The 20561-nt window shown below is 45.4% G+C and carries 19 protein-coding genes, 1 tRNA gene and 1 pseudogene; 13 read left to right on the top strand and 8 right to left on the bottom strand.

The features are described from left to right. Positions 1-286 precede the first annotated feature (286 nt). Positions 287-655, top strand: a complete 369-nt coding sequence (locus QUA40_RS22180) for a hypothetical protein (protein ID WP_333129820.1) — start codon at positions 287-289, stop codon at positions 653-655. Here the strand turns inward: QUA40_RS22180 and QUA40_RS22175 are convergent. From QUA40_RS22175 to QUA40_RS22165, 3 genes are all read right to left on the bottom strand, one after another. Continuing rightward, the gene (locus QUA40_RS22175) at positions 633-1799 is read right to left on the bottom strand and encodes a hypothetical protein (RefSeq protein WP_333129817.1); all 1167 of its coding nucleotides are present in this window, start codon (positions 1797-1799) and stop codon (positions 633-635) included. The genes QUA40_RS22180 and QUA40_RS22175 overlap by 23 nt on opposite strands. After that, entirely contained in the window at positions 1765-3420 is a 1656-nt protein-coding gene (locus QUA40_RS22170; RefSeq protein WP_333129815.1) for an MBOAT family O-acyltransferase, read from the bottom strand. The genes QUA40_RS22175 and QUA40_RS22170 overlap by 35 nt, the downstream gene beginning before the upstream one ends. A 324-nt stretch (positions 3421-3744) precedes the next feature. Further along, positions 3745-3978: a MerR family transcriptional regulator gene (locus QUA40_RS22165; protein ID WP_445301181.1), complete on the bottom strand. Its 234-nt coding sequence runs from the start codon at positions 3976-3978 to the stop codon at positions 3745-3747. Positions 3979-4850: 872 nt separating this feature from the next. On the opposite strand from QUA40_RS22165, the gene QUA40_RS22160 reads away from it, so the two are divergent. From QUA40_RS22160 to mutT, 3 genes are all read left to right on the top strand, one after another. Beyond that, positions 4851-5810, top strand: coding sequence for an RNA polymerase sigma factor, RpoD/SigA family (locus QUA40_RS22160; protein ID WP_333129810.1), 960 nt, complete (start codon positions 4851-4853; stop codon positions 5808-5810). A gap of 222 nt (positions 5811-6032) precedes the next feature. After that, the gene (locus tag QUA40_RS22155; protein ID WP_172187001.1) at positions 6033-6374 is read left to right on the top strand and encodes a DUF760 domain-containing protein; all 342 of its coding nucleotides are present in this window, start codon (positions 6033-6035) and stop codon (positions 6372-6374) included. A gap of 172 nt (positions 6375-6546) precedes the next feature. After that, a complete protein-coding gene (mutT, locus tag QUA40_RS22150; RefSeq protein WP_333129808.1) occupies positions 6547-6951 on the top strand; it encodes an 8-oxo-dGTP diphosphatase MutT in 405 nt (134 codons plus the stop codon). Between the two features lie 54 nt (positions 6952-7005). Here the strand turns inward: mutT and QUA40_RS22145 are convergent, their stop codons facing one another. Beyond that, positions 7006-8244, bottom strand: a complete 1239-nt coding sequence (locus QUA40_RS22145; protein ID WP_333129806.1) for a histidine kinase — start codon at positions 8242-8244, stop codon at positions 7006-7008. A gap of 53 nt (positions 8245-8297) precedes the next feature. Between QUA40_RS22145 and QUA40_RS22140 the strand changes: the two genes are divergently transcribed. The 3 genes from QUA40_RS22140 to QUA40_RS22130 all read left to right on the top strand — a co-directional run bounded on the left by QUA40_RS22140 (position 8298) and on the right by QUA40_RS22130 (position 12864). Continuing rightward, a complete protein-coding gene (locus QUA40_RS22140; protein WP_445301180.1) occupies positions 8298-10022 on the top strand; it encodes a DUF2079 domain-containing protein in 1725 nt (574 codons plus the stop codon). A gap of 251 nt (positions 10023-10273) precedes the next feature. Then, the gene (locus QUA40_RS22135; protein ID WP_333129802.1) at positions 10274-11461 is read left to right on the top strand and encodes a glycosyltransferase family 4 protein; all 1188 of its coding nucleotides are present in this window, start codon (positions 10274-10276) and stop codon (positions 11459-11461) included. A 161-nt stretch (positions 11462-11622) separates the two neighbouring features. Beyond that, complete coding sequence (locus QUA40_RS22130) at positions 11623-12864, top strand: MFS transporter (protein WP_333129800.1); 1242 nt, start codon at positions 11623-11625, stop codon at positions 12862-12864. A 224-nt stretch (positions 12865-13088) separates the two neighbouring features. Here the strand turns inward: QUA40_RS22130 and QUA40_RS22125 are convergent. Continuing rightward, positions 13089-13162: transfer RNA gene (locus tag QUA40_RS22125), tRNA-Arg, on the bottom strand. Between the two features lie 78 nt (positions 13163-13240). Here QUA40_RS22125 and moaC point away from each other — a divergent pair. The 3 genes from moaC to QUA40_RS22110 all read left to right on the top strand — a co-directional run bounded on the left by moaC (position 13241) and on the right by QUA40_RS22110 (position 14831). Next, complete coding sequence (gene moaC, locus QUA40_RS22120) at positions 13241-13762, top strand: cyclic pyranopterin monophosphate synthase MoaC (protein ID WP_333129798.1); 522 nt, start codon at positions 13241-13243, stop codon at positions 13760-13762. A gap of 444 nt (positions 13763-14206) precedes the next feature. Next, a complete protein-coding gene (locus tag QUA40_RS22115) occupies positions 14207-14464 on the top strand; it encodes a 2TM domain-containing protein (protein ID WP_006633890.1) in 258 nt (85 codons plus the stop codon). A 64-nt stretch (positions 14465-14528) separates the two neighbouring features. After that, positions 14529-14831 carry a DUF3181 family protein gene (locus QUA40_RS22110; RefSeq protein ID WP_006633891.1) on the top strand — a complete coding sequence of 101 codons (303 nt, stop codon included), beginning with the start codon at positions 14529-14531 and terminating at the stop codon, positions 14829-14831. Positions 14832-14905: 74 nt separating this feature from the next. Here the strand turns inward: QUA40_RS22110 and murJ are convergent, their stop codons facing one another. Further along, entirely contained in the window at positions 14906-16519 is a 1614-nt protein-coding gene (gene murJ, locus QUA40_RS22105; protein ID WP_333129796.1) for a murein biosynthesis integral membrane protein MurJ, read from the bottom strand. Between the two features lie 67 nt (positions 16520-16586). Here murJ and QUA40_RS22100 point away from each other — a divergent pair, with 67 nt between their 5' ends. Together QUA40_RS22100 and sfsA are read left to right on the top strand one after the other, a co-directional pair. Continuing rightward, entirely contained in the window at positions 16587-17756 is a 1170-nt protein-coding gene (locus QUA40_RS22100; protein ID WP_333129794.1) for a DUF3095 domain-containing protein, read from the top strand. A 70-nt stretch (positions 17757-17826) separates the two neighbouring features. Next, the gene (sfsA, locus tag QUA40_RS22095) at positions 17827-18549 is read left to right on the top strand and encodes a DNA/RNA nuclease SfsA (protein WP_333129792.1); all 723 of its coding nucleotides are present in this window, start codon (positions 17827-17829) and stop codon (positions 18547-18549) included. A gap of 116 nt (positions 18550-18665) precedes the next feature. Here sfsA and QUA40_RS22090 read toward each other — a convergent pair whose 3' ends face one another. Further along, entirely contained in the window at positions 18666-18887 is a 222-nt protein-coding gene (locus tag QUA40_RS22090; RefSeq protein WP_333129790.1) for a hypothetical protein, read from the bottom strand. A gap of 156 nt (positions 18888-19043) precedes the next feature. Here QUA40_RS22090 and QUA40_RS22085 point away from each other — a divergent pair, with 156 nt between their 5' ends. Continuing rightward, a complete protein-coding gene (locus QUA40_RS22085) occupies positions 19044-20366 on the top strand; it encodes a 3-isopropylmalate dehydratase large subunit (RefSeq protein WP_333129788.1) in 1323 nt (440 codons plus the stop codon). 96 nt (positions 20367-20462) lie between these two features. Here the strand turns inward: QUA40_RS22085 and QUA40_RS22080 are convergent. Then, a pseudogene (locus QUA40_RS22080) lies at positions 20463-20561 on the bottom strand (IS5/IS1182 family transposase); the annotation flags it as partial.

The raw sequence follows: 20561 nt of genomic DNA, 5'->3' as shown, positions 1-20561 counted from the left end.
CATGGACTCCGACAGTTTGAATCCATCTTTTTGGGATGGAAACTAGCTCAGAATCAACTTGTGTGTACACGGTAGCCAGAAAAGGAGGGGCGCAAGCCAAAAAAAATACGCTACGTACAGGGCGAAATGTTTAACGCAGTAATTGTCCCTTTGGAGGTGTATGATAAAAGCGCACTGAACAAAGTAACCCCCCTGTAGTAAATCAATACTAACTGCGGTTAAAACCCCTCATTTGCTTTCCTCTCAGCGCTAAAGCCACGGATTTTATCGCATCTCGCTTTTCTTTATGACTCATTTTGGTCTGATTTGTCCCGCCTCAACTGGTCATCTTAACACTATGTTGCCCTTGGGGAAAGAACTGCAACGGCGCGGTCATCGCGTCACCCTCTTCGGGATACTCGATGCTCAAGCCAACACACTAGCCACAGGATTGGAATTTCAGGCGATTGGTGAATCTGAATATCCCGCTGGCAAAATGGTGCAATTGCTTACCCAACTAGGGAAACTGAGTGGAATGACAGCATATCGTCCAGTCAAAACTATACGTCGGGGATTAACTTCAGGAGTTTCTCTGGTAAGTCTCGTTAAAAATGGTGAGCATTTTTTCACTACTTCTACTGTTCAGTTAACTTCTAGTTTATTTGAACTCGATTAAAATGCTGATTCAGCAACTTTAGCACTTCTTGAGCGATTAATTTGTTGGCTTTTGGGGTAAAGTGTCCATCACCAATAAAGTTACTGAGATCATTAGCAGGAACAATATTATGGGTACTGACATAGGGAATTGAAGCATTTTCTAAGGTTGGTTTGAGTGCTTGGAACAAATGATCTTCATATCCACGATCATTAAGAATAAGCACAATTGGCATTTTACCATCAGCTTTAGCTGTGGCTCCGAACTCGTTAACTATTGCCCTTAAAACTGGGATTTCTGATTCGGCATTAAACCCTGTTGTACTATGAATTTGATTTGTAAGTGTAAGCTGATGACGTTGTGCTAAAGCTCTGCGAATCAATCGGATAATTACCGAATTATCCAGCCATTTTTTATGGAATATAAATCCATTAAAAAATTGATCGTGTTCTTTAAGTTGATTAACAAATGCGTTCCACTGTTGCTTATTTTGGAGAGCAGCCCGAAGTTGAGCTAAAGACATGACATTGGGCGAGATCGCCTTCAGCTTTCCATCTTCCAAAAAGTATCGTGGGTAGGTGTAAGGTGCTGGTCCTTCAAATTGCCAAGTCATGCCGTTAAGAGTTCTGAGTCCTTTAACGCTAGAAGCTAACAGTCCCAAAATTACTATATCGGCTTGATGCTTACCTCGATCTAAATTGTACGCAGCGAAGGAGTAATTAGGCGGAGCAGCAGGTCCGGCGATCGCTCTAATCATCAGCCTAGAATCCATTTCCTCCATGGCTGTGCCCACATTATTGGAAAATGACATACCGTAGATAGCAATTAGCAGATCTTTATCGGAAGTTCGGCTAACGGGTATATTTAACTTCTTCCATAGTTCTGGATCTAACCAGCCAGCAATTGCTATAGGTGAACTTAATTCATCCGTAGAACCGACCATCCGTGAAAGCTTGCCCTCAATAGATCGCCCATATTCAAAATATGTATTGAGTTGCCCTGGAGAAGTTGCTAAAGGAGCTGTCGGATATGGAAACAGAAAATTGATCGAAAAATCGAACATCAATAGGAAGAAAATGATCCACAGTGCAGTGACAAAAATTTTACGCATGGCATTGCTGATAGCTGGTTTAAAATTGAGAATAGATGAACTGTGCAGGGGCATTGCTTTCTCCCATCAATAAAATAATAATGAGTGCTGTATAAAAAGCTGCACGGGCTGGGGTTGGATAACGACGGTAAAAATCCGGATTATCAGTTTTGTAAGCCAAAAATTCATAGCCGATCAGTAGTGGAATGCCAAAGATAGCAGGTAATGGGGGTGTAGGCAGACTGAGCGCCAAGTTTCCGAAATCTCCAAACAGAATTTTTGTAAAGGCGATAATCTGAGTTAGGGAAGTGGCTCGAAACAAGAGCCATCCATAGCAAGTCAGTATAAAGAAGAATAGAGTTGCGACTAATCCTTCTAGAAGTTTGAACTTATTTTTTCTCGGTAGTTGTTTCTTAGTAGTCTTAGGGGTAAAAGCTCGATACACAGACAAAAGCACCCCCTGATAAAATCCCCAGAGGATAAAGTTCCATGCTGCTCCATGCCACAGTCCTCCCAGTACCATTGTTGTCATCAGATTTTGATAAGTTTGGCGCTCGCCTTGACGGTTTCCCCCAAGTGGTATATATAGGTAATCTCGTAGCCAAGTAGAGAGGCTAATGTGCCAGCGACGCCAAAACTCGCTGGGATCTTTAGAAAAATAGGGCAGATTGAAATTGAGTATTAGTTCTATACCCAACAATTTGGATACACCTCTACCGATGTCTGAATAACCACAAAAATCGCAATATATTTGAATGGCGTAGAGGAAAGTTGCTAAAATGATATCAATCCAAGAAACATTTCCATTGGTCCCATAAATTGCATTGACGGAACCAGCTAATCCATCGGCGATAGCTACTTTCTTCACCAATCCAAATAATATCAGAAACAAACCTTGAACAGATTGCTCAAAACTGATCTTTCGCGGATTTGAAAATTGAGGAAGTAAATCTGAAGCTCGATCTATAGGGCCAGCAAACAATGGGGGAAAATAAGCCCAGAAGAGAGCAAAGTCTAAAAATTGGTGTGATGCTTTCAGTTTGCCTCGATAAATGTCGCAAGCGTAGCTGATGGCTTTAAAAGTGTAAAACGAGATGCCTACAGGCAGAATAATGTTTAAATGCAATAAGTCGCTATGAATCCCCAGGGTATGAATTACTCTCTCAGCACTGGTAATAAAGAAATTGAAGTATTTAAAGAAGCCTAAAAGTGCCAAGTTACTGCATACACTGAGCCACAGGAACAAATGGCGGCGCTGTTTTTCCTCAAGAGCGGTGAATTGGGGATACAGCAGGTTAGCAATTGCTACAATTACCATGGCCGCCATTAATATCAACCAGCCGGAAAAAGAAGCCGGTAATAGTTGTGTCCACTGTACTGACACCGCTATTGGTGCTATACTTACCTGAATGGCATTCCATTGAACTGTATCAAATAACAACGCCCCTAATACAACTGACAAAGAAACAATCCTGCGGTTATAAACTTCTAATCGACCAGTATCAATCATTGCCCCGCAGTAGAAGTCAATTGCGGTGGAAAGAAGCACTAAAAACAGGAAATGAACATCCCACCAGCCGTAGAATACATAGCTACCAATCAGCAACACCAAGTTTTGACCACGGAAAGGAAGGATGCGGTACAGGATATAGGTAACTAGAAAAAAGACTAGGAATTCAATTGAGTTAAAGGTCACTTATTCTCCACCTGAGTATTTGCAAAAAGTAGCTACTTTTATCTAAGCTGTTGTGCATTTAAAATGCGTGTTTTAGAGGTTGAAACCCTTTACTGGCTTAGATAGCCTCGCAAATTTAAATGATGAACAGCTTATTATGTATGTTATTCGATATGAGCGATAAATTATCCTATAAACCGGGTAAATACGAGAAGGAAGAAATCACTCGCTAAACCTAAGAGGGTGTTTGAAAAGTCGGACAGGGTGTTTAAAAAAACTAACCTGGCTTGGGCAGAAGGGGCGATCGCCTCTAACCTAGATAGTGACTGATCGGGATGGGGCGAATCAGCGGGGAGGGCGATCGCTCCCGCATACAAACACCAAAAAAAACCCGCAATAAATTCTAGTCCAAAATGTGAAATCTTTCTGGGGTATTAAACTTGCGATTACAGGAATAGATGTCAAATGGGTTCTATTGTACCGATCTAAGCGTGCTGGTAATTTACCGGAGTTGTCCCACCGCTGAATTGTTTTGACCCAAACACCTACTTTTGCAGCAAACTCACTAATTTTGTACATGAACAATAAGTATTTTTATTCTTATTGTCTACAAATGTCTAGGCTTCTTGATACTCCCTAGCCTGAAAAGGCGAGGGGATTTTTGAGGAATCCAGATTCGGATTTTCACTCGTGGCTATCTTGTCGCCGCTACTCACTCAGCTTGAATTTCTTCAAATATTGCGTCTACTTTGGTTTTTTGCGCGGTCACGAGTCCACCACTAACCAAAAGATCTGGTAAGCTCTACATCCTGCTATTATTTGCCCTTTAACTATTCCGAATCTTGCGTCGGATCTGTCCGTTGCCGGAATTACTGACCAACGCCGGACGTTTCAACACGTAGATGGTTATTCTTACTTGATCTTTTGGATCATAACATCAGCTTTTGACTAACTATGTAAAGTATCTGTAAAGAAATATTCAAGGTGGTTGAAACCGATACCGACTTTTCCCCTAGTCGATCGCCCCTGGCGCAGGTTTCGTTCTTCGGTCAACCTCCCCATCTCCCCATCTCCCCATCTCCCCATCTCCCCCTCACCCCATCTCCCCCTCTGAGAACCAGATTTTGTTTAACGCGATGCAACTGCAAAGCTAGGAAAGTGGGTACTCTCGCACCAACAGTCCAGGCTGGCATGAAATAAATATGAAGAAGTGTAGGCAAGTGCTCTCACAAATGTTAAGATTCTTAACATAACGTAGTATTGTGCACGCCCCAACCAAAACCTAACCTGAGACGGTGCTGACTGGGAGTAGTAGCTAGCTACCATAAAATTAAGCCTCTTTAAAATGGAAGGAAAGCGCAAGTCCCCGCCCGCTTTCCTTCCCAGCTAAAGCTAGGGGTTTGCGACTACCGCAAACCTTTAGAGGCACAGATCCTCAGCGGGAAAAGCTCATGAAAACTCTTAAGTCCTCAGATACAGATTCTGTTCGCGCTTACTTGCGGGAAATTGGCCGCGTTCCCTTGTTGACCCATGAGCAAGAAATACTCTACGGGAAACAGGTACAGCGCTCAGCCGCACTGCATCAGGAGAAAAATATTTTAGCCGAAGAGTTAGGCCGCGACCCGACCGCGGCTGAATGGGCACAGGCAGTCGGGCTGTCTGAGGCACAGTTGCAGCGCACGATCGAACACGGGGAAAGGGCAAAGCGCCAAATGGTGGAAGCGAATCTCCGCCTGGTAGTGTCTGTTGCCAAGAAATATATCAAGCGCAACGTAGATTTACTGGATCTAATTCAGGAAGGCACGATCGGGATGCAGCGGGGAGTTGAAAAATTTGACCCGACAAAGGGCTACAGATTTTCAACTTATGCTTATTGGTGGATTCGTCAGGCAATTACCCGGGCGATCGCCGAAAAAGGTCGCACCATCCGCCTGCCGATCCACATTACCGAAAAACTCAACAAAATTAAAAAAGCTCAGCGCCTGCTAGCTCAACAGCTCGGTCGCGCGGCTACTTCTGCAGAGTTGGCTGCCGAGTTAGATTTGACTCCCAAGCAAATTCGCGAATATCTCGATCGCGCGCGCCTGCCACTTTCCCTGGACTTGCGCGTGGGAGACAATCAAGATACAGAGTTGGGCGATTTGTTGGAAGATACGGGTACTACCCCGGAAGATTTTGCCCTGCAATCTTCCCTGCGGACTGACTTAGATCAACTGATGGCGGAACTGACTCAGCAACAGCGAGAAGTCCTCGCCTTGCGGTTCGGTTTAGAAGACGGGCAAACCTTAACTTTGGCCAAAATAGGCGATCGTCTCAACATCAGTCGGGAACGAGTGCGGCAAATAGAACGGGAAGCTTTGACCAAACTCCGCAAGCGCAAGCAAGATATCAACGATTATCTAGCCAGCTAGCTAGATTGGGGATTGGCGATCGGGTGTGTCCTGATCCCCAATCCCCAATCTAAAATCGTAAAAACCGCCGCCTTTAATTCGGTTGTGCTCACTCGGTTCTTGCGAGTGTCCTGCTACATTAGTAATTACTTAGTAATAAAGATCAACAGCGATCGGATAAGGGTTATTTAATTTAACCGCCCGCGTCTAACATAACAAGCTGTATCTGAAACGGAGGTACTCGTGAGCAACTCATCTAATAAATCCCCAGAATTCTTTGAAGAAGACGGAGAAAATGCCAACTTATTATGGCAATACGTGCAGTCAATGGCTCCCGACACAGTTTCTCAGTTGTCTAAGCCGACTTCTCACGAAGTGTTTCAGGTAATGGAGCGAAATATTGTTGGACTTTTAGGGAATTTGCCTTCGGAACACTTCGGGGTGACAGTGACTACCAGTCGCGAACATTTGGGTAGATTGCTCGCCTCAGCTATGATTAGCGGTTATTTCCTGAAAAATGCCGAACAGCGAATGACTTTTGAAAAGTCCATACAAGCCAGTGAGAGACACGGCTCGGACGATTAGTAGATTATTAACATTTAAGTGGTGTAAGTGTCAAGCCCCCCTCGCAAGATGGGGGCTGAATATTTTGATTTTTGATTTTTGATTAAATAATTGAATAATTATTGATATTATTCTTAAATTCCCAATTTCCAATTCCCAGTTCCCAATTTCCAATTCCCAATTCCTAATTAATATGTCTCTTTCTCCTGTTACCCACAAAGTTATCGGCGTTGCTGCAATCTGGAACGATCGCCAACAAATTTTGATTGACAAGCGCCGACAACATGGACTGCACGGGGGTTTCTGGGAGTTTCCGGGCGGAAAAATAGAGCCTGGGGAAACAATAGAAGCTTGCATAAAACGGGAAATTATGGAGGAGTTGGGGATTGTCGTAGAAGTTGGCGATCGCTTGATTACAATTGACCACGACTACACTAAATTTACAGTTAGACTATACGTGCACCACTGCCGCCACGTCAGCGGGGAACCGCAAACGATCGAATGCGATGAAATTCGCTGGGTGACACTCGACGAAATTGACCAATTTACTTTTCCCAAGGCAAACGCACAGATTATTGCTGCACTGCGGAAAAGTTGAGCTGTAATATAAAATTCGGTTGCTACTGAACAACTGACAAATGACAGCTAACTTTTATTTTTGGACGGGCAGAGTAAAGTGAAAACAACTGCCTCTATCGGGTACAGAGTCTACCCAAATTTGACCGTAGTGGGCGCGGATGATGCCTTGACACAGAGACAGTCCAATGCCGTAACCGTCTGTTGATTTATCTCGCTGCAAGCGAAAGCTGTCTTCAAAAATGCTCGCGCAATCTTCTTCAGGAATTCCCGGGCCGCTGTTGCAAATGCTGACTTGAACTTTGTAAGCGGTGCGGTGGAGAATTGAAAGATTAACAGTTCCTCGGTCTGGCGTGTACTTGCTGGCGTTGTCAAGCAGGTTGACTATGACTTGTTTGATGCGATCGGGATCGGCATAAACCAAGGGCAAATCTGCGGGAATGTCTGTTTCTAAGTTCAGACTTTTCGCCTGAAATTTGTCTTGAAACTGGACGATTACATCTTGACAAATCGCCCCCAATTCGATTCTTTTTGGTTCAATGTGGAGTTGAGCGTTTGTACCCCGGGCTGCTTGCAGGATATCTGTAATCATACGATCGACAATTCGGATTTGGCGACGGGCTTGTTTCATCAAATGAGCCGCCAAAGTCGGTGTCAAACGCGACTTTTCCCCCTCTTTCACCTTCTGACTTGACTCCAAAGTTTCCAAAGCCAAAGATGCCGCCGTCAAGGGATTTCGCAAGTCGTGAGCTAGCATCGCAATAATCCGGTCTTTCAACTGCAACTGCTCTTGCAGGTGTTCTTTTTCCTGTTTGAGGCGAAAAACTTCATCAGAAAGCTGCACAATTTCAGCGGCGCAAGCAACGGAATAGATGGGTTTTGGGTCAGTCAAAGTTTCAGCAAGTGCTGGGGCCGACTGTTGCTGAGCTGCGTATTCCTCTACAGAACGCTTCCAGCGGGGCCACCAGTGTTCGAGTTGGGCGATTAAATTGCTACCGGCGAGAGTTTGTCGGGGATCTGGATGAATTTTGAGCAGCGAGGGAGTGGCTACAAGTTTAAAGTGTTCGGCTAAATCGGGTTGTTCTCCTACGTCGATGATTTGAAGCTCAAAGTCGCACTCTGCCTTCAAATCCTTTAGGGACTTGCGGATGTGTCTGGTCTGTTCCCGGGAAGAGGAACGCTTGTCTACAAACAGCAAAAGCTGTAAAAGCGGTGCGGAATCGACCGGCTGTTCGGGAGAACAGTCAGTGCCGCTGGTGCCTGGTGTTGGATGGACGCTGTTGAGCTTTTCGATCGGGTGAAAATAATTGAGCATTGCCGAGCCGAGTTATTTCACTTCTACTTTAATTTAATACTTACTTTAGATTTATGCTATTGTCCGATAATTTCGTTACAGGCGGGCAGATGATATTTTTGAGATGGAAGAAAAATGAGTCGCTGCGGGTGGTGGTTCAAGTGGCGGCCGCCTTTTTTGTGCTGTGCCTGTTGCTGACGCTGCACCGCTACTACAGCTTTTATGCTACTTACGACCAAGGCATTTTCAATCAACTTTTTTGGAACGGCACTCGGGGTCACTTGTTTGAGAGTTCCCTCTCTTCGGCTTTGTCCACTAATGTGGTTCACCAAAATCAGCTTCCGGAAGTATCTTACTACCGGTTGGGTCAGCATTTCACCCCGGCGCTGATGGTGTGGCTGCCAATTTACTCACTGTTTCCCTCGCCCGTCACTTTGACTGTGTTGCAGGTGACTTTAATTACGGCGGCGGGAGGAGTGCTCTATGCTCTCGCCAGACACTATCTGGAACCGAGGCTGTCGGCGACAATTGTTGTGAGCTATTACTGCGCTAACGCGGTCATCGGCCCGACTTTGGGCAATTTTCACGATATTTGTCAAATGCCACTGTATGTCTTTGGCTTGCTGCTGGCTATGGAGAAGCGCTGGTGGCCCTTGTTTGGGATTCTGGCAACTTTAATTTTGGCCGTGCGAGAAGATGGGGGAGTTGTTTTATTTGGCGTTGGAGTTTACCTGATTTTGAGCCGGCGCTACCCTCGGACTGGTTTAGCCGTCTGCATACTCAGTTTTGCTTATATGATCGTCCTGACCAATCTGATTATGCCTTTGTTTTCTGCTGATATATCCCAGCGGTTTATGATAGAGCGCTTCGGCCAATATGCTGATGGAGATGAAGCTTCGACTCTTGAAATTATTTGGGGAATGGTTAGTAATCCCGGGCGCTTGGTTGCTCAATTATTTACGCCGTTTTTTGGTAAGATTAGATACCTGCTTGGCCAGTGGTTGCCATTAGCTTTGGTTCCAGCTTTCGCGCCTGCGTCTTGGATGATAGCTGGATTTCCGCTGCTGAAGCTATTTTTAGCGAAAGGAGAGTCGGTGCTGGCGATTAATATTCGCTATGCGATGACTGTGGTTCCAGGGCTTTTTTATGGGGCGATTCTGTGGTGGGCCCAGCGTCAAAAGGAAGAAGATAGAATGGTGAGAGAGGAAAGAATGTTTTTGCGTTTTCCTTCTGCTTTATTTCCTCTGCCTTCGTCTTCAAAGTTTCGCCGCTTTTGGGGGTTTTGCATCTGTTTGTCGCTATTTTTTACCTTCACTTCTAACCCAAATCGGACTTTTTCTTTGATTTTGCCCGATGCGATCGATCCTTGGGTGCAGGTTCCTCTCGTCAGACAATGGCAGCACGTTTTGCAAGTGCGGCCGCTGTTGGCTCAAATTCCTGCTGATGCTAGCGTGGCAGCGACGAATACTATTGTGCCGATTTTGTCAAGCAGGCGGGAAATTCTCAGGTTTCCCATGTTGGAACTCCGCAATGATGCGGGGAAGGCAGTGAAGATGCAATATGTAATTGCCGATATCTGGCAGTTGCAGCAGTATCAGGCTGCGTTTCGCGGGGAACGGGGACAGTTGCAGGAGATCGTACCGACGATCGATCGAATGTCCAAATCTGGAGAGTACGGAATTGTTGGCTTTAAAGACGGCACGATTTTGATGCGTCAGGGTGCTGTTTCTAACTCTGCATCGGCTGCTGCTTGGACCCGTTTTCGCGGCGAATTGGAGCCGATTTTGAAGAAACGGTAAGCGGATAGTTATGATCGCCATTGCTTCCTTCAGTGGCCCAAATCTTGAGGAAACCTGTTTTTTTCAGGTAATGGCGATCGAGCAGTTTCCTGCAAAAACCCGGTTTCTGCATGATTTTGGATCGTAGTTGCTGCCAAAAGTCAGGCTTTGGGCATAAACTTGCAATCTACTAATTTTTGAGGCTGATAATTATACAATCAATCTGTTAATCATAAACATTAAGATATATAAAATCTTTGGAGGGGAGAAAGATGAAAATTTTGGTATTGGCATGGGAGTTTCCTCCCAGAATCGTAGGCGGTATCGCCCGCCACGTAGCGGAACTTTATCCAGAATTAGTGAAGCTGGGCCACTCGATTCACTTAATTACAGTAGAGTTCGGCCACGCGCCGATGTATGAAGTGGTGGAAGGAATACGGGTGCATCGGGTGGGGGTGGGGCACGCCAGGGACTTTTTTCACTGGGTGGCGAACCTCAATCAAAGCATGGGCAAACAAGGCGGCAAACTGATGCTGGAGGAAGGCCCCTTTGATCTCATCCACGCTCACGATTGGTTGGTGGGAGATGCGGCGATCGCCCTCAAGCATACTTTTAAAGTACCGCTAATTGCCACCATCCACGCCACGGAATACGGGCGCTTCAACGGCATCCACAATGAGGGGCAGCGCTACATTAACGCCAAGGAAAACGACCTCGCTTACAACGCTTGGCGGGTAATTGTTTGCAGCGATTATATGCGGCGGGAAGCCGAACGGGTACTATCGACTCCGTGGAACAAAATAGAGGTAATTTACAACGGAATTAGACCGGAAAAAAAGCCCCGCTGGCACGAATTTGACGCAATGAACTTCCGACGCCAGTTTGCGGCAGACGACGAAAAAATAGTATATTATGTAGGAAGAATTAGCTATGAAAAAGGCATTGCTGTATTTCTAAATGCTGCACCTAAAGTAATTTGGGAAATGGGGGGCAAAGCGAAAATTGTGATTGTGGGCGGCGGCAATACAGACCATCTAAAACATTTGGCTTGGCATTTAGGAATTTGGAATAAGTGTTATTTTACAGGCTTCATGTTTGAGGAAAATCTTGACAAATTCCAGACGGTGGCTGACTGCGCGGTTTTTCCCAGTCTTTACGAACCTTTTGGGATTGTAGCGTTAGAAAGCTTTGCTGCAAGGGTGCCGGTGGTGGTGTCGAATGCGGGCGGACTTCCAGAGGTGGTGCTGCACACTAAAACTGGCGTTGTTACTGAGGCTAACAATCGGGATTCTTTGGCCTGGGGAATTTTGGAGGTGCTCAAAAATCCGGGTTACGCGCGGTGGTTGGTGGACAATGCTTATGAGGATTTGGAACGCCGGTTTAGTTGGCAGAAGTTGGCTATGGAAACCCAGTGGGTTTATGACCGGGTGGTGGAGGAAAGGGCTGAGGTTGATTGGTAAGAATGCTGACTGTTGACTGTTGACTGTTGACTGTTCAGGGTTGACTGTGAGTAGAATATCAAGTTTTTTTGTTGCAAATATTAAGAAATTGTAACACAATGATATAGATACACTCGACCTCAGCTTGAGCGCACTCAGAAGATTTAAAGGGAATTAGCATCTTGAATATTTTTAGGGATATCGATCCCCAACCCAGACGCAGCTTACTGATTTTATTCACCGCAGGTCTGCTATTCTGGTCGAGTTTGGCTTCGCTACTGCCAACTTTGCCGTTGTACGTTCAATTTGTGGGCGGCACAAAACAGCAAATTGGCTTTGTGATGGGTGCATTTGCGATCGGACTTTTGCTATCGAGGGCGCAGTTGGGTAAAATAGCTGACAGCAGGGGGCGAAAACAAGTTTTGCTTCTAGGTGCCTCAGTCGCTGTGATCGCCCCTCTGGGCTACCTGTTAGCTCAATCTATCCCCTTACTGTTACTTATTCGCGCTTTTCACGGCATTAGCATCGCTGCTTTTACCACAGCTTACAGTGCTTTGGTAACAGATTTGTCGCCGCCAGGAAAGCGGGGCGAATTAATCGGTTACATGAGTTTGGTGAGTCCTATTGGTCTAGCATTTGGCCCGGCTATTGGCGGATTTGTGCAAGCTTGGGTTGGTTATACTCCTTTGTTTGCGATGTCGGCAACTTTCGCTGCAACGGCTGTATTTTTCACCTGCAAAATTGCGGAACCAAATTTTGCCTTAACAAAATCTGACTCGCTATCTGAGGACAAAAATAGCCAAAAATACTGGCAAATGCTGTGGAATCGCCGGGTGCGGATTCCGGCTTTAGTGTTATTGCTGGTTGGTTTGGTATTCGGAACTTTGAGCAGTTTTATGCCTTTGTTTATCCAAGAAACTAAGGCTAATTTGAATCCAGGATTATTTTATTCTACGGCGGCTATCGCCAGTTTTGGTATGCGAGTGGTGACGGGACGGGCTTCGGACAAATACGGTCGCGGCTTGTTTATTTCTGGCGGCTTAATCTGTTATGCCGTGTCGATGTTATTGTTGTATTTTGCTAACAACAGCAGTGCTTTTTTAATCTCAGCTTTGGTTGAAGGTTGCGCCGGCGGTACGGTTTTGCCGATGATGGTAACGCTGATGTCAGACAGGTGCGAACCTCATGAAAGGGGCAGCTTGTTTTCGCTCTGCCTTGGCGGATTTGATTTGGGAATTGCGATTGCTGGGCCGACTTTAGGCTTTGTTGCGGAACAAGTTGGCTACAGAAATATGTTTGGTTTTGCGGCTGGACTCGCTTGCTTGGCTTTGCTGATTTTTATTACTCAGTCTAGCAAGGGCTTGTCTAATTCGATGAAATTTGCGATCGGTCGAGGCCCAGATGTTTATGCTTTGAATCAGTAGACTTGAATTGCCAAAGTCCTTTTAATCAATTTTTTGGGCGATGCTCAAAGCCTACCCCACCAGAAAAAATGATTTTTGTGGGATGAGCTTTGAGCAGCGTCCTAGATATTTTTGCAAGAGGTCTAGTAAACGCACAAAATTAAAAAAGTTATGAGTTTTAAGTCCTGAGTTGGATTAATTTCTTAATTCAAAACTCAAAACTCAAAATTCATAACTTTTAGTAGTGGGCTTGGAGGGATTCGAACCCCCGACCTCATGGTTCGTAGCCATGCACTCTATCCAACTAAGCTACAAGCCCCTGTTGAGTTAAGATTTAATCTAAAATTGATTAAGTTCTTTTCTCACAGAATCTAACAGTAACACCATTACCAAAATAATGCAAGACCTTTCGTCAACTTTTTCTAAATTGCCCGATCGCACACAGCTAACTCACCTCGACAACAGCGGGCAAGCGCAAATGGTGGACGTTTCGGCTAAGGTAGCAACGGTGCGACAAGCTGTTGCCGCGGGCCGGGTGCGGATGTTACCGGAGACGTTTGCGGCAATTGAGGCGGGGAATGCGCCGAAAGGTGATGTGTTGGGCACTGCAAGGCTGGCTGGAATTATGGCGGCGAAACAGACGGCCCATTTGATTCCTCTGTGTCACCCTCTGCCGCTGAGTAGTGTGGAGGTGCAGGTGATGCCGGATGCTGGGTTGCCGGGGTATCAAATTCGGGCGACGGTGAAAATTAAGGCGGAAACAGGGGTGGAAATGGAGGCGCTGACGGCGGTTTCGGTGGCGGCGCTGACTCTGTACGATATGGCGAAAGGATTGGAAAAGTCGATCGCCATTGAGTCAATTCGCCTGGTGAGTAAAAGTGGCGGCAAGTCTGGAGACTATGAAAATTTAGAGGCATAAGTTTCATGCCGAAAGAGGGATGCAGCATTCAAAAAGCGGCACTTATGATTAAAATAGGCACAGAACTACTAATATCAAGTCAGAAACCTCAGCCTAAAGGCGTGAGGCTTGAAAGAGAAATCTAACAGGCCATTCTGACCAGACTAAGCTTTAAATAGCTACGTTATTTAGGTCACGACACCCTGGGATGCGAAGCTAGTCCCTTGCTCTGTCGCTAGTGGTTAAACAGTCTTAAGGTCACTGAGACAGTGCTGCTAGCCTAACAAGCCTTTATAACTTTGTCGAAGCTAACTTTACCCCAGAAATGGGAGTTTGGGGCAACCATTCCCCAAAAATCGGAGAGGTTGCATAAAATTCCCTCTCCGACCCCGAAAGGGGATTTAATTCAATGTAAAGCCGTCCTATAAGGACGGGGCTTCAGACCCAGTTTTTTGGTGAAAAACTATGCCTCCTCGTTGGCCTCGCAAACCCGATCGCAATGATCCAGAGTACCGCCGCTTAGATGACCGGATGAATTTTGCCATCCACGTCGGTCTTTTTTCTGCTACCAATTCAGGTTTGTGGTTTGTTCACAATTTGCAAAAGGCTGATTGGCCTTGGGCAATTTCGGTAACGGGTGGATGGGCTCTAGTAGTTTTGGCCCACGCGATTTACCACTTTGCGATCGCCGATTATTCGCCCCTCACCAAAGATTCTGGCTGAAGGCAGTTGTCGGCGATTTGTTAAGTCTTTTGATTGATAACAAATAACTTTCGGCTTTTTTGATATGGCTAATACTACACAGGCGATCGAATCCTTAGCAGCCGAAATCGGCGAAAATGTCTACATTGACATTGCCAAGTGGCATTTGTATCTCAATGATGCCCACCTGCATACCGTTGTTGCCCAACAACTTTATTCAATGCTGGAAGATGGCAATTTAGATGCTGACAAAGTTGGACAAGTTTTGCAAGGAATTCCAGTCAAGTTGGGCGGCGGCAAACGGGAAGTGCCACTGGCAGATTTAATTCCGATGCAGTGTCAAGTTCAATTGATGGATGTTCTTGAGGAATTTCAGCGGAAAATGTAAAGTAAAGGGCGGGTTTTGTACGCAGATTGTGGGCGTTGTGTCTGGTATTTCGCCCTTAACCCGCCCCCATAATTTTATTTGCGAAAACGCCCCCGAATGCGATCGACAAACATATCAACTTCCGGCAACTTCATCTGACTGACAAACAGGGCAAAAACCCCTAACCCTACAAAACTTGCCACACTCAACTGCACTAATTGAATTACCAAACCTTCAGTACCCAAAACTCTTTGACAGCCTTGCAGAGTAGCCAAGGTAACGAAAGCAGTTAGACAACTGCCAGAAGTTAACCCCAGAAAAGGTAAACTCCACTCCCCCCAAGGCAGGCCACCCAGCTTTTTATCTAATAAGTACAAAAGCATAATCATCGAAAGAAGATTCACTCCCACCGTCGCCAAAACTAATCCGGGCGCGCCAAAAGCTCCAACTAACAAATAATCCAGCAGTCCGTTAAAAAAGATATTGATAATACTGACGCGAAAAGGCGTTTCTCCGTCTCCCAAAGCGTAAAATACCCGTACCACAACGTCGCGTCCCAAATACACAAACATTCCAATACTGTAAGCCATCAATATCGGTGTGACAAACTCCGATGCTGACCGATCAAAAGCATAGCGTTCGTAAACCACGCGGACGATCGGCCCGGCAAGTGTTACCATTAAAGCGCTCAGGGGCAGCATCGTAATCCCGGTCAAAATTAAAGATTGACGAATTCGATCTTTTAATTCCGGCCAGTCTTTTGGTTCGGTGAGGCGAGAAAATATTGGTAGAAATGGCACTAAAATTACATTAGAAATGATGCCTAAAGGCGTCATAACTAACAAGCCACTGTAACCCATCGCAGAGGCAGCTTGAGGGATGTAGGATGCGAAAAATAGGTCAGTATAAACATTAATTTGCAGCATTCCTGATGATAAGGTAGCAGGAACCATCACCTTAATTACTTCTTGCACTCCCGGCCGTTTAAAATTAAACCGCAAACGCAATGTTCCCAAGCCCGCGCGCCACTGCGCCGCTAGTTGCACCAACCACTGCAAAACTGCACCCGCTAAAGTTCCCCAAGCTAACACTAAGCCACCAATTAGTGCGGATTCTGGCTGAATAATTTTGTCTCCCAGTTGCAGTGCGAGAATACCCAAACCGCCGACAAGTGCAACACTGGAAAATAAAGGACTAATCGAAGGCAACCAGTACATATCGGCGGCATTGAGAGTACCAAAACCAATGCCGATTAAGCCTGAAAGTAATGCCATCGGCGCCATAATCCTAAATTGCTGGACGGCAATTGCTTTGATTTGTAAACCTTCTGCTGTTCTATTTAATCCCGGTGCTACCAAATCGATCAGCTGATCGGCAAAAATAATTAAAGCGATCGTCACCAACAGCAACAAGCCCCCGACTAAGGTAGTGATAGTCTCGACTAAGGGTGCTGCTTCTTTTTTATCCCGGCGGGCTAAAACACTGACTATGGCGCTGTGAAACGGCCCGTTAATCCCTCCGAGCAAAATAAATAAGAAACCAGGGATGACGTAGGCGTAGTTGTAGGCATCGACGGCGACACCGACTCCAAAGGCTGCGGCGATCGCAATTTGGCGCACCAATCCAAAGACTTTGCTAATTAGAGTGGCGACTGCGACAATGCCGGCAATCCCCGCTAGGGAACGAGAGGGCTTCTGGGTTTCAGACACAAATGGTTACAAACGCTAATGCTAAAAGGATTCATTAAGTTTAATCGCGAATCGGGAGAATGATAACATGAATTCAGAAAATTTCTATTCCCAATTACCTTTACTGGACAATTTTATCAAGATTACAGATCTGGGTAATTTTTTTGACGTACCTGATGATTGGTACATTGTTGTCACAGATATTCGCGGTTCTACAAAAGCGATTGAAGCTGGAAAATACAAAGAAGTTAACTTATTGGGGGCTTGTTCGATCGTTGCTGTTTTGAATGTAGCAGGTCAAACTGAGATTCCGTTTGTGTTTGGTGGCGACGGCGCTACTCTTTTAATGGGGCCATCGCTTTTACCCGCTGCTAAGATTGCTTTGCTGGCCACTCAACAAATGGCTAAAACTCAATTTGACATGGATTTGCGAGTTGGGGCCGTCCCGGTTCAAGTTGTGGCAGCTAATTATCCGGTTAAAATAGCTAAGTTTAAAGTTTCCGAAAATTACAGCCAAGCTGTTTTTATTGGCGGCGGCTTAACTCGTGCTACTGAACTTATTAAAGATCCGGCGGCTGGTAATATTTACAGTATTAAAAATAATGGCATTTCTGCAACAGCCGATTTTTCGGGATTGGAGTGTCGGTGGCAGGATATTCCCAGCAAGTATGGGGAAATAGTAACGCTGCTGGTAATGGTGCGAGAAGATTTTAGTCAGCAAACTCATCATTTTTATAGAAAAATTATCAAAAAAATTGAATACATTTACGGCAAGGAAAATAGTTTAAATCCTATCGACCGTAAAAATCTTAAATTGACAGTGAATAGTGCAAAACTGATTAAAGAAACTCTAGTTAGAGCGAGCAATGCTAGTTGGTTAGACCGCCAGCTATATTTATCAAAAATACAGTTAGAGACGGGGCTTGGTTCGCTGCTAATGAATTTGAAGGTTAAGACAGAAGAGTTAGATTGGGGAGTTTATAAAGATATTGCGATCGCAGCTACGGATTACCGCAAATTTGATGATATGTTGAGAATGGTAATTTCTGGCAATGAGTGGCGACGAAAAAAATTGACGGGGTACTTGGAAAGGAATTACCGAGAAGGCAAGCTGGTTTACGGTTTGCACGTTGCTGACAGGGCGTTGATGACTTGTTTGGTGTTTGAACGCGGCGGCCAACAAGTGCATTTTATAGACGGTGCTGATGGAGGTTATACTTTAGCGGCAAAGGATATGAAACAAAGAATGAATAAGTAAGCCTAGCTAAACTACAAACCGTCGTTTCATGCTATAATTCCTAAATCTAAAATTTAAAATCTAAAATCGAATGACTGGCTTAATTTACAAATATCCTCCTCTTTTACCCGGAATTCTCATCAAACGTTACAAGCGATTTTTTGCCGAAATAGAACTAGATTCGGGAGAAATAATCACCGCGCACTGTCCGAATACTGGCCCGATGACTGGTGTTTACATTCCGGGCAACCCAGTCCTAGTATCTCCCAGCGACAATCCTAAACGCAAGTTAGCTTATACTTGGGAATTAATTAAAGTTTGCGACACTGTGCCAACTTGGGTGGGAGTTAATACTGGGCTGCCAAATCGAGTTATTAAATTAGCTTTGGCATTGCGATTGTTTCCTGAGTTGGGCAATTACAGTTTAATTCAACCAGAGGTTGTTTACGGCACTGATAAAAAAAGTAGAGTTGATTTTTGGCTGACTGGTGAGGAAAAACCGATTTTTCTGGAAGTTAAAAATACAACTTGGGTAAAAGAGGAGTTGGCTTTATTTCCCGATACAGTGACGGAGAGGGGACAGAAACATTTGAGAGAATTGATAGAAGTGGTGCGGCAGGGTTCGAGGGCTGTAATGCTGTATTTTATTAATCGCGGGGATTGTACAGATTTTGCTCCGGGGGATAGTGCCGATCGCCTTTACGGAGAATTGTTCAGACAGGCCCTGAGTGAAGGAGTCGAAGTTTTGCCTTGTCGGTTTGACGTGACACCGGAAGGCATTCGCTATTTGGGGTTAGCAAAGCTTGATGTGTGAGGAGACGATCGTCTTATATTATGAGATTTTTTCCATCCACAATTAAAACCCGAACGCCATCAACAACCGGGTCTGGTTAAACTATCATTTAACCAAGAGCGATCGCCTCTTATAGTTCAATCTGTAAATAATGGAACTTGCAGCACTAATCCCGGTAAAACATCTTCTCCAGAAAGTTGTGTTGGTAAAGTTTGCAGATTATCCGATCGCGAGATCAGTTCAATTACCAAATCCGCTGCGATGGGGGGAAATTTCGGTCGTTGTTCTCGAGTCAGCGCTTCCCAGCGATCTAATTCCACCCATGCTACAACTGAGACAGAGTTGATAAAACTGCTCATCGGTAAATTGAACGCGATCGAGATTAACTTTTAGGGGTAACGTCAGCAAGGTCATCGTCATTACTCCCGATTTTTGAGACCTGATAATTTCTATTTTAATAGAATGTTTCGCTTACAATACACTTGTAGCATCTAATAAAAAAGAGCGATCGCACTATGGGAATGACTCTGACCGAAAAAATATTAGCCAAAGCATCAGGCCGCACTAAAGTCGAGCCCGGAGAAAATATCTGGGTAGAAACAGATGTGTTGATGACCCACGATGTCTGCGGGCCCGGCACCATCGGCGTTTTCAAACGCGAATTCGGTGAGAATGCTAAAGTCTGGAACCCTGACAAAATCGTCCTCATTCCCGACCACTACATTTTCACCAACGACGAACGCGCTAACCGCAACGTCGATATTCTCCGCGATTTTGCCAAAGAACAAGGGATAAAATACTTTTACGACATCACGGATCGATCGGACTTCAAAGCAAATCCAGACTACAAAGGAGTTTGCCACATCGCCTTAGCCCAAGAAGGCCACACCCGGCCGGGCGAAGTGCTCTTCGGCACAGATTCCCACACCTGCAATGCCGGCGCTTTCGGACAATTCGCCACCGGTATCGGCAATACAGACGCGGCTTTTATCATGGGAACCGGCAAACTGTTAATCAAAGTTCCCGCAACCATGCGCTTTGTGTTTAACGGTGAACTGCCGGATTATTTGTTAGCAAAAGACCTGATTTTGCAGATTATTGGTGATATTAGCGTTGCTGGTGCTAACTACCGGACAATGGAATTTGCGGGCGATACAGTTGAGCGTTTGACAATGGAAGAACGGATGACGCTGTGCAATATGGTAATCGAAGCTGGTGGTAAAAACGGCACGGTTGCGCCGGACAAAACTACGTTTGATTACGTTACTTCTCGGACTGACAAACCCTTCGATTCATTTTACAGCGATGGGGATGCTAAATTTTATAGCGATCGCACCTACGATGTCAGCAAATTAGAACCAGTCGTCGCCAAACCGCATTCTCCCGACAACCGCGACTTAGCCCGCAACTGCAGCGATGTCAAGATCGATCGAGTTTACATCGGTTCCTGCACCGGCGGCAAAACCTCGGACTTTCTGAATGCCGCCCGCATTCTGAAAGGAAATCAAGTCAAAGTTCCGACTTATTTAGTACCAGCAACTCAGAAAGTTTACGAAGATTTGTTTGTCACCAAATACGAGGGTCAAACGCTTTCGGAAATCTTCTTAGCAGCAGGCTGCATCGAGCCCGCAGCGCCTTCTTGCGCCGCTTGTTTGGGCGGCCCAAAAGATACTTTTGGGCGGATGAATGAACCCGAAATTTGTGTCTCTACAACTAACCGGAATTTCCCCGGCCGGATGGGGAATAAAGAAGCGCAAGTTTATCTAGCTTCGCCTTACACGGCCGCGGCTTCTGCGCTGACTGGGTATGTCACCGATCCACGCGAATTCCTGTGTTAGAAAGTAGCTGATATAAGGTGCTCTGCGGCGCACCCGGCGGTTCCTAGAAGGTGCGCCGAAGAGTACCCTACGAGATGAATAGACCTCTTGCAAAAGTCATTCTGAAAGGTTAAGTTCATAGTTATAGATGCCTGCAATCAGGTTGAAGCGTAAACCAAATCTACGTCGGCGATTTCGGTAACGTTCCGACAAAAT

Origin of the sequence: Microcoleus sp. Pol11C3, assembly GCF_036701485.1 — a bacterium.
In the GTDB taxonomy this organism is placed as follows: domain Bacteria; phylum Cyanobacteriota; class Cyanobacteriia; order Cyanobacteriales; family Microcoleaceae; genus Microcoleus.
The sequence above is the reverse complement of the archived record's forward strand: the minus strand, read 5'-3'. Positions and strand labels throughout refer to the sequence as shown.

Coding starts and splice junctions, on each gene's coding strand:
- QUA40_RS22110 (WP_006633891.1), top strand. CDS start 14,529: ATGGCTAATACTACACAGGCGATCGAATCCTTAGCAGCCGAAATCGGC.
- mutT (WP_333129808.1), top strand. CDS start 6,547: ATGTCTCTTTCTCCTGTTACCCACAAAGTTATCGGCGTTGCTGCAATC.
- QUA40_RS22180 (WP_333129820.1), top strand. CDS start 287: ATGACTCATTTTGGTCTGATTTGTCCCGCCTCAACTGGTCATCTTAAC.
- QUA40_RS22160 (WP_333129810.1), top strand. CDS start 4,851: ATGAAAACTCTTAAGTCCTCAGATACAGATTCTGTTCGCGCTTACTTG.
- QUA40_RS22145 (WP_333129806.1), bottom strand. CDS start 8,244: ATGCTCAATTATTTTCACCCGATCGAAAAGCTCAACAGCGTCCATCCA.
- QUA40_RS22135 (WP_333129802.1), top strand. CDS start 10,274: ATGAAAATTTTGGTATTGGCATGGGAGTTTCCTCCCAGAATCGTAGGC.
- moaC (WP_333129798.1), top strand. CDS start 13,241: ATGCAAGACCTTTCGTCAACTTTTTCTAAATTGCCCGATCGCACACAG.
- QUA40_RS22140 (WP_445301180.1), top strand. CDS start 8,298: ATGCTATTGTCCGATAATTTCGTTACAGGCGGGCAGATGATATTTTTG.
- QUA40_RS22100 (WP_333129794.1), top strand. CDS start 16,587: ATGAATTCAGAAAATTTCTATTCCCAATTACCTTTACTGGACAATTTT.
- QUA40_RS22090 (WP_333129790.1), bottom strand. CDS start 18,887: ATGAGCAGTTTTATCAACTCTGTCTCAGTTGTAGCATGGGTGGAATTA.
- sfsA (WP_333129792.1), top strand. CDS start 17,827: ATGACTGGCTTAATTTACAAATATCCTCCTCTTTTACCCGGAATTCTC.
- QUA40_RS22115 (WP_006633890.1), top strand. CDS start 14,207: ATGCCTCCTCGTTGGCCTCGCAAACCCGATCGCAATGATCCAGAGTAC.
- QUA40_RS22085 (WP_333129788.1), top strand. CDS start 19,044: ATGGGAATGACTCTGACCGAAAAAATATTAGCCAAAGCATCAGGCCGC.
- QUA40_RS22175 (WP_333129817.1), bottom strand. CDS start 1,799: ATGCCCCTGCACAGTTCATCTATTCTCAATTTTAAACCAGCTATCAGC.
- QUA40_RS22165 (WP_445301181.1), bottom strand. CDS start 3,978: ATGTACAAAATTAGTGAGTTTGCTGCAAAAGTAGGTGTTTGGGTCAAA.